This window comes from Corynebacterium kroppenstedtii DSM 44385 (genome assembly GCF_000023145.1).
GTDB lineage: Bacteria > Actinomycetota > Actinomycetes > Mycobacteriales > Mycobacteriaceae > Corynebacterium > Corynebacterium kroppenstedtii.
Genome location: NC_012704.1, coordinates 125,149 through 140,898 on the forward strand (window position 1 = coordinate 125,149; position 15,750 = coordinate 140,898).

A 15,750-nucleotide genomic window follows, 5' to 3' on the forward strand; every position below is an offset into this window, starting at 1 on the left:
CCCAACAGGGAGTAGTCATCCGATATGGAAAGAGGCTTATTTGTGAGATACCGTGGTCACACTTGAGGAGCGCTAAACCCACAAGCGCAGGGCAAGGAGGAGACATAGCATTAGACGAAAATGGTCGCCTTAGGATCCCCGTGCTGAGCGAAGTCAACGTGAAGCTTGAGGTAGAGCCCCCAGTCTTAGTAGAAGATCTTCACAAAGGGTGCATCAGAGCTTCTTCTATTGAGATCTACTGTGATGACAAAGATTCATTCCTCAATGACCTTAATAATCGGCAATCGTTATGTTCTTGATTGACCCATACATATTTGTTGACAAGCGGGGGCCAAAACTCGGCTCTCGGGGTGAAACTTCCCTAATGAAACCTCTGCTGTCGAATTCATCGCCGAGTTTCATCACTAATTAGTTATTGTGAGATTCAATAATCTCCTCAGATGACTTTCACTCCCTTTTTTAATCGGCGATGGCGTCGAGTGGGCTAATGCGCGAGGCGCGGATACCGGGCCAGACCGCGGCGATGATGCCCACGAAGGCGGATGCGATGAGCATGGCGATGATCTGTTCCCACGGAATGACAATTTGCGTAATGCCTTGCGTTTTCATGACGTTCATGAACATCCACCCAATGTAGAGCCCAATGATCACCCCAATAATCGCACCATAGAGGGACAATTGGATGCTTTCGAGTGTGATCATGCGGCGTACTTGCCCGCGCACCATGCCCACGGCTCGAAGCATCCCGATTTCTTGCCGACGCTCAACAATGCTGAGCGCCAGCGTGTTGATAATCCCAACAATCGCGATGACCACCGATAGGGCCAGCAAACCATAGAGGATGGACAAAAGTTGGTTAACAAGTTGTGCTTGTTGGCCTTTGAATTCGTCCCGCGTTTGCACTTGGACAATGACGTAATGCTTGACCTTCTCTTTGATCCTTTTCTGCATGGTGACGTCGTCGACGGTGTGATCGGTGCGGATCGTGGTCATGAGACTGCGCCACGTGTGTTTATCAGGACTGATCTTGTCGATATCCTGCTGTGACACCAGCGCGGTGGGGAAGAGTTTGCTGTCCATGATCCCGATGACGGTGGAGGTAGCGTGCGCGTCGGCGGGCGCTCCCCCTTGCGATATAAGCACGCCGGCGGAACCCGGGCTAGCGGCTGTGAGTGCGTCGATGTCGACGGTGTCGCCCACATGGAGGTTGTGTTTCTTAGCAAAGCTGGCGTGAATAATAGTTCCGCCGCGGGAAAGGTCCTCGCTCCCCTCTTTCATCTTGAGATCGATGTAACCGTGCGGATTGTCGGGCGTGAAGATCACATATCCACGGTTCTTGTCGTCTCCCCGCAGCGTGGCATTGGCCAGTGTGTAGAAGGGGGCAACTCCGGTGACCCCGTCGACGGACGCGATGTCCTTGTTCACACCACCGGGCAGAGAAAACATGCTCCCCGTCGTCGCGCCAGGTGGCGTTGCGACGAGGGCCGCGGTGAGTTCATTGTCAACAAGGTCCGACACGGTGCTTTTCATGGAGGCACCGATCATGCCGACGGAACTCACCAGGGCGAGCCCAAGGGTGAGGGCGAACGCGGTAGTCGCAGTTCGTCGGGGGTTTTTCGACGAGTTGGTCGCCGCGAGCTTACCGACGGAGCGCCAGGGCAGTCCGAGAACGCGCCCTATTCCACTAACAAGCGGAAGGGAAAGCGCGGCAGAAACAGCGAGGGTGCCGACGATGATGGCTACGGCCCCGATGCCGAGGATGATCATGCGGTTCCGTGTCGCGAAGTCGTCGGCGTAGCTTCCCCACCACGCGAGGGCCGCGCCCCCACCAAGGACGATGAGCCCGATGAGCGTTCGCCGGAGCAAGGGCGCGGATTGCGTCGTGGCGTTCATCGATTCGACAGGTCGCGTGGAACCCGCGCGCCAGGCAGGCGCCCACGCGCTCACCAGGGTGACAATGATGCCAATAACCAGTGGCCACGCCATCGACTGCCACGTGAGAGGTATCGAGGAGTCGGGCATGTCAAGTCCTGTTTTGCTGAGCCCCGACACAAGGAGATGAACGAGCCCGAATCCAGCAGCGATGCCAATAAGTGACCCGACAATGCCGACAATCAGAGCTTCGATGAGCACAGAGCGCGTGATCTGTCCCCGCGACGCACCCAGCGAACGCAGGAGTGAGAACTCACGGATCCGTTGCGCCACGATCATGGAGAACGTGTTCGCAATAATGAACGTGCCGACAATGAGGCCGATCGCCCCGAACGCCAGAAGGAAGTAGTTGATGAAGGTCAACTGGTTGGAAATGCTTGACGTCATCTCTTTGGACGCATTCTCGCCAGTTTGAACCGTGCTGCCGGGGACAGCGCGAGAGATGGCCGCCATGACCTTCTGTTTATCCGCGCCGGGTTGGATGGCGACGTTGTAGGAGCTGATGCTGGTGCCGGCGAGTTCGCGGAATTGGTCGGGGTTCATGGCGACGCCGGCCCACCCGCCGAAGTTCGTCGACGTCGTATAGAACCCGACGATGGTGACGTCGGTACGCATGGTGGGTGTGGCGACGATGAGGTGATCGCCGAGGGAAATGTTGTTCTTCTTAGCCGCATTGCTGTTAAGAGTGGCTTCCCCCGACTTGGTCGGTGCGTGCCCTTGGGTAATGGACCACGCGGTATTGGCTTGCTCGTCATCGGGGTAATTGGGGAGGATTTGTGCCGTTGCTCCGCCAGTATCGATCATGGTGCCGTCGTCATGGGCGACGGCGACATTCATGTCGGTCATCTCATTGGTGGCGCGGACACCGGGAATGTTGTTGATAGTGTCGCGTTGGTGGGCGAAATCAGTGGCATGACCAGGTTTGACGGCGATGTCGACGCCGTCGTACATGGTAGTGACGATCTCGGTGAACGCCTTGTTTAGCGTCGCGGTGAAGATGAACGATCCAGAGACGAACGCTGTGCCGAGAATGACGGCGAGGACAGTGAGCGCGAGCCGAACCTTGTGCGCGCGGAGGTTACGAAAGGAGAGCGTCCACATGGGATGGTGGCGCAGCTGATTGTTGGGTGTGGCGGATGCGTTCATGAGGCCTGGTTATCCGGGTTGTCGATGGTGGCCATGGTGCTGAGGATGGCTTCTGTGGTGGGGTCGGTGAGTTCATCGACAATGTGGCCGTCGGTGAGGAAGATCACTCGGTCCGCGTAGGACGCTGCCCGGGGGTCATGGGTGACGGTGACGACGGTTTGGTTGTAGTCATCGACGACGGATCGGAGGGTGGTCAGGACCTCGGTGGACGAGTTGGAGTCGAGGTTGCCGGTGGGTTCGTCGCCGAAGATGATGTCGGGCCGGCCGATGAGTGCGCGGGCGCAGGCGACGCGTTGTTGCTGGCCCCCGGAGAGTTCGGAGGGCCTGTGATCAAGGCGCTTCGTGAGGCCGAATGAGGTGACGATGTGCGTGAACCATTCCTTGTCGACGCGGTGGCCACCGATGTCCATGGGCAGCGTGATGTTCTCTGAGGCAGTGAGCGTGGGGACCAGGTTGAAGGACTGGAAGACGAAGCCGATGCGGTCGCGTCGGAGCCGGGTGAGTTGTTTGTCGTTGAGGGTGGAGAGGTCGGTGTCGCCGACGAAGGTGGAGCCTTCGCTGACGGAGTCGAGCCCTGCCATGCAGTGCATGAGGGTGGATTTTCCTGATCCGGAGGGCCCCATGATGGCGGTGAATTCCCTGGTTCGGAATTCGACGGAGACGGAGTCGAGCGCGGTGACGCGGGTGTCGCCTTTGCCGTAGTACTTGGAAATGGCGTCAGCCCGGGCAATCGGGGCGTTGGCGTCGGCTGGAGTAGAGGACATGAGTGAGCCTAGGGGTATATGGTGTGGTTTTCTTCGGTTGTTTCTGCGTCGGGGAAAACAGTGGTCTTCGGCGCGGTGTAACCAGGTTGGAGGGAACGGGGCAAGCGTTTATCGCTGTCGAGTTTGGTCTTGTGTCCCCATTGGATAACGGGGACGGAATTGGGTTGTGTGTCGTCCGTGGTGGTTTTTGTGGTGTAGTCACTGGGTTTCGAGGAGAACGCGAGTGAATTCCCCTTGGTCAGCGCGAATCCGATGTTTTTGAGGAACCGGGACGGCGACATCGGCGAGCGGTATGCCTCGAATAGTGCCACAAAATCGGAATCGTGGAGCGCGATTCGTGCTGCGTGAACCTTCTTTTCGCTATCCCAGAACGGAGTGTCTGCCACCGGCGTAGCGCTGTCGGCAAGTTGCCAATACAGCGGTAGTGATTTGTCGTGCCCGATACGCGCGTTAGATTGTCGCGATTGGCGGGCGGCGAGTGGGTTTGCCAACCCCATGGGGTCCACGACCCGGACGTCGAGCGGCGCATTCATGCTGGTCATCCCCAGGTTGATGTAGGAGACCGTGACGGGGGTGTTATCTAGTCCGCTGGCTGTGCGGAGCACGTCGTCGTAGTGGCTGGTGGCGTCATCGACGGTCGAAGACTTCTTGCCAAGCTTTGCCAAGGCCTCTTTTTCTTCAGGACTGGTGAAGTTGGGGACGGGGGTCCAGACGAACCGTATGTCTTTATAGGGTTTGGTGGGGACAGAGGCGAAGGGCTGGACGCGGGGGCCGTCGGTAGTTAAGTCCTTATCTGGTGTTCCGCTGTGAGAAGAGCTGTCCACGTGGGGAATAGTTCCTTCCAGCGAGCCCGTGTAGTTGATCATGGTGGGCGCAGCCAAAAAATCTTCCGCCTTGGTGAGAGGGTCATGCGCTGAGTGTCCAGTAAAAGTAGTCCAGAATTCGCGTTCATCGACAATGTCGAGGTGCTTAAAATCTGCGACGGTCGTTGGCTGGGTAAAGGGGTGACCAGCGCATAGGCGGATGATCCCCCATATTCCAACACTTGCGCATCCCGCAATGATGATGATTGCCGACGCCGCCAGTGGCTGCTGCGTCGCGCGGGAATGTTCGTGGCGCTTTTGCCATGTGTGCCCGTCAACCGTCGGGAGTTGTGCTTGTGTGGATGACGCACGCGCGAAGCGGATGGGGACAACGGCGATGGGCATGGCCAGGGCGAACAGGGGGAGAAGCCACATGCGTCCGTGCATGAAGTCGCCACCGATTCTGATGACGTAGAGCACGTGCAGTATCCCGCAGGACACCATGATGATCACGGGGAGCGGAGTGCGGCGCCCGTCGGCCCGGAACACTGCGATACCGATGATGATCGCAATGGGAATGATGAGCCACAGCCAATACGGGTTAGCGAAATCGACGACATAGCGCCAGCCCTGTTTCCAGTCGGAGCCGGAGGCAGATTTTGCAACCGCAGTGTTGGGGACCAAGAGGCCGTAGTAGCCTGCTCGGAAAATCTCGTAGAGAAGGGGAAGTGGAACTGCCCACGCGAGAAGTGTCCAGCGTCGATGAATAATAAGGAGTACGACGATGGTGGCGGCTCCGTAGAGTGCAAGCTCGGGGCGGACTAGCCAGCTCAATCCAGTCCAGAAAGCAAGGGCATAACTCGAGCGAGGAAGACGGAGCCGAGAATGACCCCCAGGTGTTCTCGCTGGTGTTGCCTCGTCGCGTGCGTTGTTCCAGTACGCCATCAGGAACCACAGTACAGCGATCCAGAAGATGGAGAGCCCCCACTCCAACCCCGAGGTCGCGAAGTCACGTGCCGGCGGGAGGCAGATATAGAGCAGTAGCCCACAGGGAACGAACAGGGCCGCCGGTGAACGGTGAAGAGCAGCCGATCCCAAAGCGGCGATCGCGACCGCGAGAACCGAGAAAACCAGGCCTGTGTAAATGGCTATGGTCTCTAGGCGCGCTGATGAGACCGCGGCAATGGCGTAGATAATGTATTGCCACACAACGGATGTATTGGCCTCGACGCGCTCGCCTGCATTAAAAACAGGGCCATTACCAGCGAGAAGATTACGGACGGTACGCAAGACGATGAGCCCGTCATCGCTAATCCACCGTCGCTGCCACCCGCCGATAGCGAAGATCACAGCGAGTGCCAGTGCACTCAGCCATGATGTGATGAAGGAGACCCGAGCGCCCGCGGACTGTGCCGCACTATCTGTGACAGGCGTCTTTTTGCCCTCATACCCGGCGGTTTTAGCGTCGGATGAATGCTGCTCGGGGTCCCTCGTGGCCATGCCAGGATACTAACACTTGGGCCGGACATAGTTGGCCGCGATGATGGCGCAGCTATCCACTCAGCCCCAGTGTGTGAGTCAGATCTGGCGCCGTCACGGTGATGGGCCGATGGAGGTTGGGATCGGTCCAGCTCAGTTGCGTGGATCGCAGGCATAGGGGCTGGTGCCATGCTTCATCAACATGCTGGTGAGCGTCGATAGCTTCGGGCAATATCCGCGGATAGACCTGGTCGCCCACAATGGGCACTCCCAGGGAATTAAGGCACATTCGCAGCTGGTGGGTCTTCCCCGATAGCGGGTGCATGGTGTAGAGGGCGTAGCGAGTGTCACACAATGGATCCCCGAACCAGTTGTGATAGCCCTCCCGAAGTGCGCGTTCATCGTCGTCCGTCAACATGCGTATCGACGAAATGACGGTCTCGGCATTGGGCTTTCCGGGTTCCAGCCGCGCCTGGATAAAACCGTGTGTCTTTTCCATGCGTTGGTGGACGTGAATGCCGTCGTCCTCGAGGCTGATAGTGCCGGAGTCGATGGCGACATGCTCTATCTCGGCGCGGTCAGTGCTTTCCGCGAGAACAGGGTGGTAGGGGGCGATCGCCTGGTATGTTTTCCGGACTTGTCGACGCGCGAACAGCGTTTGGTATGGCCCGCGATAGCGAGGATGAGTAGTGAACAGTAGAAGTCCAGAGGTCGGGCGGTCGAGTCGATGGGCTGGAACGAGGTTGTCATTGCCGGTGGCCCGTCGAAGACGGACGGTGGCTGTTTCCGTGATGTGCCGGCCCCTGGGCATCGTCGCTAAAAATGGTGGCTTATCGACGACGAGGATCCCCGGTGACGAAAACACCGGCGTGCAATGCCCGGGAACGGGGGTTTCGTAGGCAGGTATGCGGTAGAACCACATCTCGTCATGTGGTTGAAGCAGGTCAGTGGGGTTGAGGACGCGTCCCCGGCCATCGCGAACGAGCCCGGCGGTGAACCGTTCCGCGCGGGCAGCGGCGGTGTCGGAGGGGTGGCGATGCCGCTGAGAGGAAATCAGGTGCTCGAGGAAATCATCGGCCGTAATCGGCGCTGCACCTGCCGGTACACGGGCATGTGAAGGATTAAGCCCGTCACGAATTCCAAGAGCACGAACCATGCAGACCAGCATAAAGGGCGCGCGCAGGGTGCCAGTAGTGAGGCTCGCGGGACCACGCCTGACGGCACGGAGTGAGAATCATGGACGGAATTGGCCGTCACCGTTGTTATGGGTTGTAGAGCGAACACAACAAAGAATCTCGATAGTTAGAACTTCGATAGATAGAACCGTAGGAAGGGTGTTCATGGTTAACCCAGATAATCCGTCATCAGACCAGGTGACGGCGGGCCACGTACCATCAGACCAGCCGTCCGATGCCAGCACCAACGACCTCCGCAATATCGAACTTGGTCTTCTTGACCTTGTCCCGGTGAGCGAGGGCATGACAATGTCGGACGCTCTCCACGCGACGATCCGTTCAGCCCAAGCGGCGGAACGTGCTGGCTACGACCGCTTTTGGCTCGCCGAGCACCACAACTCAAAGTCGTTGGCGTCGTCGGCAACCACGATCATGATTGGGCAAGTGGGGGCGGCTACGCACTCTATTTCGGTCGGCGCGGGCGGGGTGATGCTGCCTAATCACGCGCCTCTTCACGTTGCGGAAGAGTTTGGCACCTTAGACGCTCTCTACCCGGGCCGGATTGAATTAGGGTTGGGGCGTGCCCCAGGCACGGATCCGATGACGGCGCAGGCTTTGCGTCGGGGGAAGTCGGATGTACGGGATTTTGAGCACGATCTAGCCGAGCTGCGTCGTTACATGGGTCCGATGGCGCACCGCGTCAATGCCTTTCCGGGACTGCGCAGCCACGTGCCGTTCTTCATGCTGGGTTCGTCGGAAAATGGTGCGATGATCGCGGCTCGCGCGGGTCTCCCGTTCGTGTTTGCCAGCCATTTTGCTCCTTTCCGCTTGTCGACGGCACTCAAGACGTACCGCAATAACTTCGTTGCAGGAGCTTATGGCGATACTGTCGACGGCGATACTGTCGACGGCGATACCTCCGATGGTGGCGTCGGCAGTAGTGCTGCCAGGAGCAGTGCCGTGTCGGGTTCGTCGTTGAGCACGCCGCACGTCACTGTGGGCATCAATGTGATGGTGGCAGAGACCGAGGAGAAAGCTCGCCACCTGTTTACAACCCATGAGCAGAGCTTTTATGGGATTGTGACGGGAACGCGTGGGCTGTTTAGGCCGCCGAAGGACGTGCGGGACGGCAATGTGATGGCATGGCAGCAGGTGGATGCGGCTCTGCAGGTGAACGCCGTGGGAACACCTGATCAAGTGAGGGATAAGATTGCCCGCATTGTTCAGGCGACGGGGGCGCAGGGTGTTATTGCCTCTATTTACGCCTTTGACGTGGAGGATCGGCTGAGGGCGATTGAGATGCTGGGGGAGGCGTTGAGGTCCTGACATCTGCTTTCCGAGCCTTGTCAGAAAGCAACTCCATTTCGGGGGTAGTATCGTGCACCTCGGGGGTACACCATTGCGAGTTATGGGGGTACCGTGAGAGGTGGCAATGGTGTTGCCCGTCGGCTGTGATAATCGGTGTGTCGGCAGCAACATTACTGCACAGAAAATAGTTTCGCCTTAGTAGCGCAACGCATTGTGCGGGCAATAACGCTCGCATGAGTGACCTCGAAAGTGGGATGTCATGGTGAAGCAAAACGTTATTGTTGTTGCCGTTGATGGCTCTGCCGCCTCTCAGACGGCTACCCGGTGGGCTGCGAACACCGCACTGAAGCGGAAGGAGCCGATCCGCCTGGTCAGCACGTACTCTATGCCTCAGTTTTTATACGCGGAAGGCATGGTTCCTCCGCAGGAACTCTACGATGACCTCGAAGCAGAGGCCATGGAAAAAATTGATACCGCACGCAAGATCATTGCGGATTTCGACGAGTCCATCGAGGTCAGCTATCAGGTGGAAGAGGGCAACCCCATCGATATGCTGCTCGATATCTCCCAAGACGTCACCATGATTGTCATGGGGTCGCGTGGCCTGGGCGGTTTTTCGGGCATGGTCATGGGCTCCGTCTCAGCCGCCGTCGTCAGCCACGCGAAGTGCCCCGTCGTCGTTGTACGTGAAGAATCCGACGTATCGACGGCGACGAAGTACGGTCCCGTCGTCGTCGGAGTTGACGGTACGGGAGTTGCTGAGAAGGCTATCGAAATGGCATTTGCCGAGGCCAGTGCCCGTAAGGCCCCGTTACGTGCGGTTCACACGTGGATTGATATGCAGGTTCAGGCTTCCCTTGCCGGGTTGAATGCAGCCCAGAAGCAGTGGGAAGAGATTGAAGAAGACCAGAAGCGGCTGCTCGCTGAGCGGATCAGCGGTTATAAGGATAAGTACCCTGACGTGGAGGTCGAGCAGATTATTACTCGCGACCGCCCAGTCCGGGCACTTGCCGACGCTTCCGAGGATGCGCAATTGCTCGTCGTTGGTTCCCATGGTCGCGGTGGATTCCGCGGTATGTTGTTGGGATCGACGTCGCGCGCCCTGCTGCAAGAAGCTCCGTGCCCGCTGATGGTCGTCCGACCTGAAAGCAAGGTGTAGGTGCGATCCCGGCACCTACAGCGGGACTGCTACCTCGGTCGCGGTGTCGTGTGGCCTTGGGAACACGTTAAGTAGTAAGTTGGTCGGTTGATGGATGTAGATGCCATCAGGACCCTTACTCATAGGCCATTGGGCTCTAGGCCCCCCACGACACCAGTAGACAAGGAGAGTGACGGCGAGGTGCCAGCTGCAAAAACAACGACTCGTCGTCGCCGCGATCGGCCGAGCCCTCGTCAGCGATTGCTTAAAGCTGCCACCCGTCTATTCACTACCGAGGGAATCCGGGTTATCGGTATTGACCGTATTCTCCGAGAGGCCGACGTCGCTAAGGCCAGCTTATATTCTTTGTTCGGGTCCAAAGATAACTTAGTCATTGCCTGTTTAGAGCAGCTAGACGAACAATGGCGGTCGAGCTGGCATGAACTCGCCGATCAGCGCGAAAAACCGCAAGACAAGATTCTGGCGTTTTTCGATATCTGTATTAGCGAGGAGCCGGGGAAGAATTATCGGGGGTCCCATTTTCAGAATGCGGCGAGCGAATACCCGCGCCCGGAAAATGATGGGGAACGGGGAATTCGCCAAGCAGCATTGGAACACCGTCGGTGGTGCCGCGACACGATGGCGGAGCTGCTGACCAAGAAGTACGGCTACGCGTCCCGGACTATTGCGGAACAGATCATGGTTTTCTTGGATGGGGGCCTAGCAGGGGCGAAGATGAGCCGCGACGTCGTTCCGCTTCAAATTGCCCGGGAACTGGCACGGCAGCTGCTATCTGCACCACCCGGCAATTACGTCATTTAGGCCCTCTATGTAACGAGTGCGTGGCGCCCCACGCACTCCCTACACGCGGACGTCGTTATATGGCATCCAGTCGCTGATCACAGGGAACACAAACTGCATCAGAATCAGCACGACTGCCGCGATGAGCACGAGTGCCTCAACCACGCGAAACCAGGTGGGGCCGGGGAGGTGCCGCCAAATCCATGCGTACATGTGGTGTTCTCCTTAGCTTTCTAATTCGGCTGGTGTTTTGTTGCCATCTTTCGTTTCGACGCGGTCGAGCACAGCGTGAATCACCATGCGCTCGGCATTGGAAAACTGCGGATGGCACGTGGTCAACGTGATCATGGACAGCCCCGCGGACTCCGGCGTGGAGTCCTCTTTCCCAGGCACCGGGGCGATCGTGCTGATATTGCTCGGAGTCGTAATGTAGAGCCCACGAACGGAGGCATAATCGCCCGTCGTCGCCTGTTTAGCTACCGCCGGCGATGTGCAGTGTGCCAGGGCAGTTTCACGGTCGGCGCCTTTTTCGTCGATGGGAAGAACGCGATACACGTACCAGGATTCACGGGTTTCGATGACGATTGAGTCGCAGGTTTTGAGGTACCCCAAGTCATTAAATGGAGCGCCACGGCTGACACGGTGCCCGGCGAGTGCGAAGTTTCCCTTGTCCCCGGGATTTTGAGTTCGGGTGTAGTGCCCGGGCCCGCGGCTAAGGTCACTGGCCGACGTCCCCTGGATAATCGCGTAGTTCCAGTCCGAACCGAATGTAGGGATGCGCAGCTTTCCCATGGCTTCGCCCTCGTCGGCATTGAGGGTGTTGCGCGCGTTGGCCCATTTGTCGTCGAGCTGGCTTTTGGCCTGTGACTGTTCGTGGTCGGATTGGATATTGGTCCAGTAGGCTTCGTAGATCACAAACAGCATGATGGCGATGCCAATGGTAAGGATGAGTTCTCCGCTGACACCTAGAATTTTCGACGCCGTGCTGGTCTGACGCCGGCCGGCGCCGGCTGATACCGATCCGCCTGACGATGTCGTGGCGTTATCCAGAGATGGTGCAGTGTCGGCGCTGGCCTGTGTAGCGCTGGTGCTGGAATGTGTATCACCAGTATCGGCCTGTTCGGATTGCTGCGCGGCAAGTTCGCCGGGCGAGACCGGAGACGTGACTGTTTCCTTACTATGGCGAACCATAGACGGCAGTGTACGGCAGATAGAAGCACTTCTGCGAAAATCCTTGTGTGAGGCAGCTGCGTTCCGTACCGCCCGCTGCCCGGGTAACTGATATCCCTCTCAAGGTAGGAACGCTCTTGGTGGAACGCTATTGTCTTATGGTGGTGTTCCTGACTAGTTAATAGGAACGGTTCAGGAATTGTTGTGGCCCTCACGCAGATAAATTGAGAGGTAGTGCATGATCTACAGTCTTTTCGCGTATCCGGTTTCGGGAGTGATCAAACTGTGGCATGTGCTTCTGACGGCGCTCGGTGCAGATCCAATTTCGTCATGGATCGCTTCTTTGTTTTTGTTAGTCATGACGGTCCGTCTTATTCTGCTTCCCTTTGCATATGCGCAATATAAGTCGACCCGCATTCAAGTGAATCTGCGCCCGGTCATTAATCAAATTCGGGAAGAATATAAAGATAAGCCCGGGACTGCTGCCCGGAAGGAACGCATAGCCAAGGAACAAAAGGCGCGAAAAGACGCTGGTTACCGGCTCAGTGCTGGGTGTTTACCGGTCTTTATCCAGTTGCCCTTCTTCTTAGGTTTATATCGCGTCTTGATCCATATGGCTCGGCCCAAAGGTGGTCTTGGGACGACGGAACACCAGCCCATTGGTTTCTTAACCAGTCAAGATGTGGGGCAATTTCTTCAAGCTAAGGCTTTTGGTGTTCCTTTGCCGGCCTATGCGGCTATGGCGTCGGAACGTTTACAGGCAATGGGCACGGATAAGTCAACGATTTATACCTTGGCCGTTCCGCTCGTTCTTATCGCGTCGACCTTTACGACGATTAACATGTCGTATTCTACGTACCGCAGTTATCGTCAGCTAGAGCACGACAATCCCATCGCTGTGAGGATGCAGAAGATCATCATTCCTATGGCGATCATGGGTAGTGCCAGCCCCTTGTTATTCGGCCTGACGAGTCCGGTTCCGGTGGCCATCTTGTTCTACTGGGTGGGGAATAACTTGTGGACGATGAGCCAAAACATTTTGCTCTATCGAACAATCGATAAAAAGTATCCCTACACTCAGGAATTTCGTGAACATTTTGCACGGACGAAGGCTGAGCATGATGAGAAAAAGCACGCTAAGAAAGAGAAAAAGCGCACCCTGAAGCGAAATAAGTGGCGCCGTCGGGGGAGGGGATTGATACGACCTTGGCGGATTCCGGCCCTATGGTTGGAAGGCCATCGAGAGAAAAAGGCCTATAAGCAGGAGAAGAAACAGGCGAAGCTGGATAAGAAGCGGGAGAAGCAGGAGAAGAGAGCGGCTGATCGAGAGGCCGATAGACAAGCCCGGCAGGCCGCGGCGGCGGCAGCCGCGCGTGCGAACAGGCCCCAGATTAAGGCGATTGAGACTGGCCGGCATGCTCTGAAAGAGACGCTAGAGACCCCAGAGCTGGATGAGAAGCGGAAGAAAATCGTTGCGGCCCAGACGCATGGAGCGATGGTGCCACAACAAATAGCGCATACTGCGAAAAAGCCGAAGAAGCGCCGTGGACCGTCGTATTCGGGTTGGGGGCCGCGCGAATAGACCGCGTCAATAGGCCGCGGCTTGTCTGCGCTTCAATGACTAGAGCTGTAAGTGTTCAATCACTGTTTCGGCAATCTTCTGTGTTTTCACAGTCTGGGTTTGATCGGAGTGGACAATAACGACCACTGGCCCTTTGCGAATGGCATACACTGCCGAATTCTCCGCTTGAGCGCGATACCCCTCCCACCCCGTCGGTTGGTTGGTGTGTTCAACGTCGCCACCGCTGACGGAATTGTCTGCATTCTTTGTAATTGTTGCGCCATCATCCGTCGTTCCCGGGTGAGTGATAGCCGCGCTGATCATATCGATAGCTGCTTGTTCGTTTTTAGCTGTCCGAATGATTGTTTGCGCTTGGGGCGTATTTCCGTAAGAAAGCCATTGGCAGGCTGGGGGATTAAACCGCTTATCGACGGACACCCCGGTGACGCGTTGGCCGTTCAGGTCTGCCATGTCCTGATTGGCCAAGTACGGGCACGGCGTCGAGTCTGAAGCGTCAGAGGAGGGTCGGGCATCGATGGGGAGGCCGTCGGCGGCCACCTCGGCTGAGACGGCCTGAGAGCTGGCTGTAGAGCCATCTGAGTCCGATCCGCTCGATCCGTCGCTAGAACATGCAGCCAGCGATAGTGCGGTGATGGCGGCAAGGACGGTGGAGAAGGCCACACGGGAGCTCTTGTGGCGTGTGAGGTGTCGTTTCATGCGTCGATTGTGGTTCGTGTATTTGTTGCAGGCGTTATCGGAACCGAAATGTCGGAATCGATATGTCGTGAAAAAAGCGATGAACACCGCTGTGTGCGGTATCCATCGCGGTCAGGATTAATAACCGGAAACGGAATGTTTCGGTTTAGGAATCCTTGTTCACCGGGTGAGCGCGATCGTAAGCCTCGATGATTTCTTTCTTAATCTGGCCACGAGGTGCGACGTGGTAGCCATTCTCATTGGCCCACTTACGGATTGCGCGGTTGCGAGCCTTGGTGGCCTCCGAGGAAACATTGTTGCGGTACGAGGAACGACGACGTCCACGGCCGCTTTCTTTTGTTGCGGAGGAAATGAATGGCTCTAAAGCCTCGTGGAATTTACGGGCGTTGTCTTCCGAAACCTCCAGCATGTATGCCGTGCCGTCAACGCTGAAGTGAATTTCTGTTGCGTCGGACTCGGTAAGTTCGGTTCCATCTAGGTCGTCAAAAATTTGTGGAACGTATCGACGTGCCATTGTTATCTCCTTATATCAATCTTTTCTTATGGTGAAAGAAGCTAGCCGCGGTGAACTCTACGATCACACACCATGATTGAGCACTGTCACGCGGCATCGTACGACACGATGACATCAAATGGATGACATCAAATGGTCGTAACCATATGTCGATAACACCATATGCTACACCATTATGCGTATATATTCGGCGAAAGTCTACTCGTGCGCACCATTAATTTCTCTATTTATTGGAAAGCTTCTTTTACAGCACTCAGCCAGTCCTGAACACTATTAATGCCGTACCAACAGATATTCCTGAGGCGATTTTTCACCACTGTCAATCAGTTTTTACTACGCGTTTACACAGGGTGTTTTGATCTGTTGGGCATAATCCCGATCCAACTGCCAGCAAAACATAAGGAAGGCAAAGAGCTTGTAATAGAAAAGTAGTCCCACCACGCCAGCCACTATCCTGCCCACAAAGAAAAACCCCCACAGGGTAAACGACCCTGCGGAGGGAGGAATGAGTGATGGGTATTAATGCGAGATCTTGTGGTGGATCTCCGATTGCATGGCATCCAGCTCAGCCGATGCCTTCGATAGCGCGCGGTTACGCTGCTGCTTCGGCATCTTCTCTGCGCTCTCAATGTTATTGAGCAGAAGATCGAGCCGCTTATTGACATCCCTGGCGAAACCGGACGGGGCGTCCTTCGCCTGAACTCGCACATTCTCTACACGAGCTTTCAGCGGGGCCCCATCGCCGCGGAACCGAGACAAGTCCTGAGCAGATAGCCCCAGTTTCTTGGCTTTGTTCGCTACGCTCCGGCCCTCAATTCCATTGACCGCTCTGTAGATCAGGGGGATAACTACCGGAGCCGCCACGCGAAGCGCACCAGCCCACTTTGCAGCCTTAGCGGGCGAGAAACTCCGCTCACGAATTTGCTGCACAGCGGCCTGTGCAAGGTCCTTTTCATGCTTGCGTTGGTCCTTGCGGTCCTTCGCATCCTGCTTCATGACCTTTTTGGCGGTCTTGTTCAGATATTTCTCTTTTTTCGCGTTGAGCTTCTTTTCATCCTTAGCGCGGGACTTCGCCTGACGCTTCGCGATCTTTTCAGCTAATTTACGGTCGCGACGTTTTTGACGTGCTCGCTTTAGTAATCCCATGATCCATCCTTGTTGAGTTCAGAGCTAATGCGCTGGCGCGTAACCGACCGGCACTTGCTCTGCGCTACCGTGTTGGAATGCTCAGTAGTTCACGTA

13 protein-coding genes are annotated in these 15,750 nt (G+C 56.7%); 4 read left to right on the forward strand and 9 right to left on the reverse strand.

What is annotated here, in order from left to right; genetic code table 11:
• Positions 1–459 precede the first annotated feature (459 nt).
• The 4 genes from CKROP_RS00485 to CKROP_RS00500 are packed head-to-tail and all read right to left on the reverse strand — an operon-like array spanning position 460 to position 7,280.
• Positions 460–3,078, reverse strand: coding sequence for an ABC transporter permease (locus CKROP_RS00485; RefSeq protein ID WP_012730778.1), 2,619 nt, complete (start codon positions 3,076–3,078; stop codon positions 460–462).
• Positions 3,075–3,842, reverse strand: a complete 768-nt coding sequence (locus CKROP_RS00490; RefSeq protein WP_012730779.1) for an ABC transporter ATP-binding protein — start codon at positions 3,840–3,842, stop codon at positions 3,075–3,077. The genes CKROP_RS00485 and CKROP_RS00490 overlap by 4 nt, the downstream gene beginning before the upstream one ends.
• Before the next feature lie 8 nt (positions 3,843–3,850).
• Positions 3,851–6,145 (reverse strand): arabinofuranosyltransferase AftB family protein, encoded by a 2,295-nt coding sequence (locus tag CKROP_RS00495; protein WP_012730780.1) that lies wholly within the window; start codon positions 6,143–6,145, stop codon positions 3,851–3,853.
• 52 nt (positions 6,146–6,197) lie between these two features.
• Positions 6,198–7,280, reverse strand: a complete 1,083-nt coding sequence (locus tag CKROP_RS00500; protein ID WP_052292302.1) for a pseudouridine synthase — start codon at positions 7,278–7,280, stop codon at positions 6,198–6,200.
• A gap of 184 nt (positions 7,281–7,464) precedes the next feature.
• Here CKROP_RS00500 and CKROP_RS00505 point away from each other — a divergent pair, with 184 nt between their 5' ends.
• The 3 genes from CKROP_RS00505 (at position 7,465) to CKROP_RS00515 (ending at position 10,567) form a co-directional block, all read left to right on the forward strand.
• A complete protein-coding gene (locus CKROP_RS00505) occupies positions 7,465–8,625 on the forward strand; it encodes an LLM class flavin-dependent oxidoreductase (protein WP_012730782.1) in 1,161 nt (386 codons plus the stop codon).
• A gap of 241 nt (positions 8,626–8,866) precedes the next feature.
• Positions 8,867–9,766 (forward strand): universal stress protein, encoded by a 900-nt coding sequence (locus CKROP_RS00510; protein ID WP_012730783.1) that lies wholly within the window; start codon positions 8,867–8,869, stop codon positions 9,764–9,766.
• Positions 9,767–9,946: 180 nt separating this feature from the next.
• The gene (locus tag CKROP_RS00515; RefSeq protein WP_012730784.1) at positions 9,947–10,567 is read left to right on the forward strand and encodes a TetR/AcrR family transcriptional regulator; all 621 of its coding nucleotides are present in this window, start codon (positions 9,947–9,949) and stop codon (positions 10,565–10,567) included.
• 39 nt (positions 10,568–10,606) lie between these two features.
• Here the strand turns inward: CKROP_RS00515 and CKROP_RS11395 are convergent, their stop codons facing one another.
• Together CKROP_RS11395 and CKROP_RS00525 are read right to left on the reverse strand one after the other, a co-directional pair.
• On the reverse strand, positions 10,607–10,759 hold the full coding sequence (locus CKROP_RS11395) for a hypothetical protein (RefSeq protein ID WP_012730785.1): 153 nt from the start codon (positions 10,757–10,759) through the stop codon (positions 10,607–10,609).
• Between the two features lie 12 nt (positions 10,760–10,771).
• Entirely contained in the window at positions 10,772–11,737 is a 966-nt protein-coding gene (locus CKROP_RS00525) for a class E sortase (protein ID WP_012730786.1), read from the reverse strand.
• 217 nt (positions 11,738–11,954) lie between these two features.
• Here CKROP_RS00525 and yidC point away from each other — a divergent pair, with 217 nt between their 5' ends.
• Entirely contained in the window at positions 11,955–13,298 is a 1,344-nt protein-coding gene (gene yidC / locus CKROP_RS00530; protein ID WP_012730787.1) for a membrane protein insertase YidC, read from the forward strand.
• Between the two features lie 39 nt (positions 13,299–13,337).
• Here yidC and CKROP_RS00535 read toward each other — a convergent pair whose 3' ends face one another.
• The 3 genes from CKROP_RS00535 to CKROP_RS00545 all read right to left on the reverse strand — a co-directional run bounded on the left by CKROP_RS00535 (position 13,338) and on the right by CKROP_RS00545 (position 15,654).
• Positions 13,338–13,994, reverse strand: coding sequence for a DUF2020 domain-containing protein (locus tag CKROP_RS00535; RefSeq protein ID WP_012730788.1), 657 nt, complete (start codon positions 13,992–13,994; stop codon positions 13,338–13,340).
• Between the two features lie 145 nt (positions 13,995–14,139).
• Complete coding sequence (locus CKROP_RS00540) at positions 14,140–14,508, reverse strand: histone-like nucleoid-structuring protein Lsr2 (RefSeq protein ID WP_012730789.1); 369 nt, start codon at positions 14,506–14,508, stop codon at positions 14,140–14,142.
• Positions 14,509–15,027: 519 nt separating this feature from the next.
• Positions 15,028–15,654 (reverse strand): DUF6474 family protein, encoded by a 627-nt coding sequence (locus CKROP_RS00545; RefSeq protein ID WP_012730790.1) that lies wholly within the window; start codon positions 15,652–15,654, stop codon positions 15,028–15,030.
• Positions 15,655–15,750 lie beyond the last annotated feature (96 nt).

What these genes read in the sequence shown, in the direction of transcription:
- CKROP_RS00485 (WP_012730778.1), bottom strand. Translation starts at nt 3,078, where the DNA reads ATGAACGCATCCGCCACACCCAACAATCAGCTGCGCCACCATCCCATG.
- CKROP_RS00490 (WP_012730779.1), bottom strand. Translation starts at nt 3,842, where the DNA reads ATGTCCTCTACTCCAGCCGACGCCAACGCCCCGATTGCCCGGGCTGAC.
- CKROP_RS00495 (WP_012730780.1), bottom strand. Translation starts at nt 6,145, where the DNA reads ATGGCCACGAGGGACCCCGAGCAGCATTCATCCGACGCTAAAACCGCC.
- CKROP_RS00500 (WP_052292302.1), bottom strand. Translation starts at nt 7,280, where the DNA reads ATGGTTCGTGCTCTTGGAATTCGTGACGGGCTTAATCCTTCACATGCC.
- CKROP_RS00505 (WP_012730782.1), top strand. Translation starts at nt 7,465, where the DNA reads ATGGTTAACCCAGATAATCCGTCATCAGACCAGGTGACGGCGGGCCAC.
- CKROP_RS00510 (WP_012730783.1), top strand. Translation starts at nt 8,867, where the DNA reads ATGGTGAAGCAAAACGTTATTGTTGTTGCCGTTGATGGCTCTGCCGCC.
- CKROP_RS11395 (WP_012730785.1), bottom strand. Translation starts at nt 10,759, where the DNA reads ATGTACGCATGGATTTGGCGGCACCTCCCCGGCCCCACCTGGTTTCGC.
- CKROP_RS00525 (WP_012730786.1), bottom strand. Translation starts at nt 11,737, where the DNA reads ATGGTTCGCCATAGTAAGGAAACAGTCACGTCTCCGGTCTCGCCCGGC.
- yidC (WP_012730787.1), top strand. Translation starts at nt 11,955, where the DNA reads ATGATCTACAGTCTTTTCGCGTATCCGGTTTCGGGAGTGATCAAACTG.
- CKROP_RS00535 (WP_012730788.1), bottom strand. Translation starts at nt 13,994, where the DNA reads ATGAAACGACACCTCACACGCCACAAGAGCTCCCGTGTGGCCTTCTCC.
- CKROP_RS00540 (WP_012730789.1), bottom strand. Translation starts at nt 14,508, where the DNA reads ATGGCACGTCGATACGTTCCACAAATTTTTGACGACCTAGATGGAACC.
- CKROP_RS00545 (WP_012730790.1), bottom strand. Translation starts at nt 15,654, where the DNA reads ATGGGATTACTAAAGCGAGCACGTCAAAAACGTCGCGACCGTAAATTA.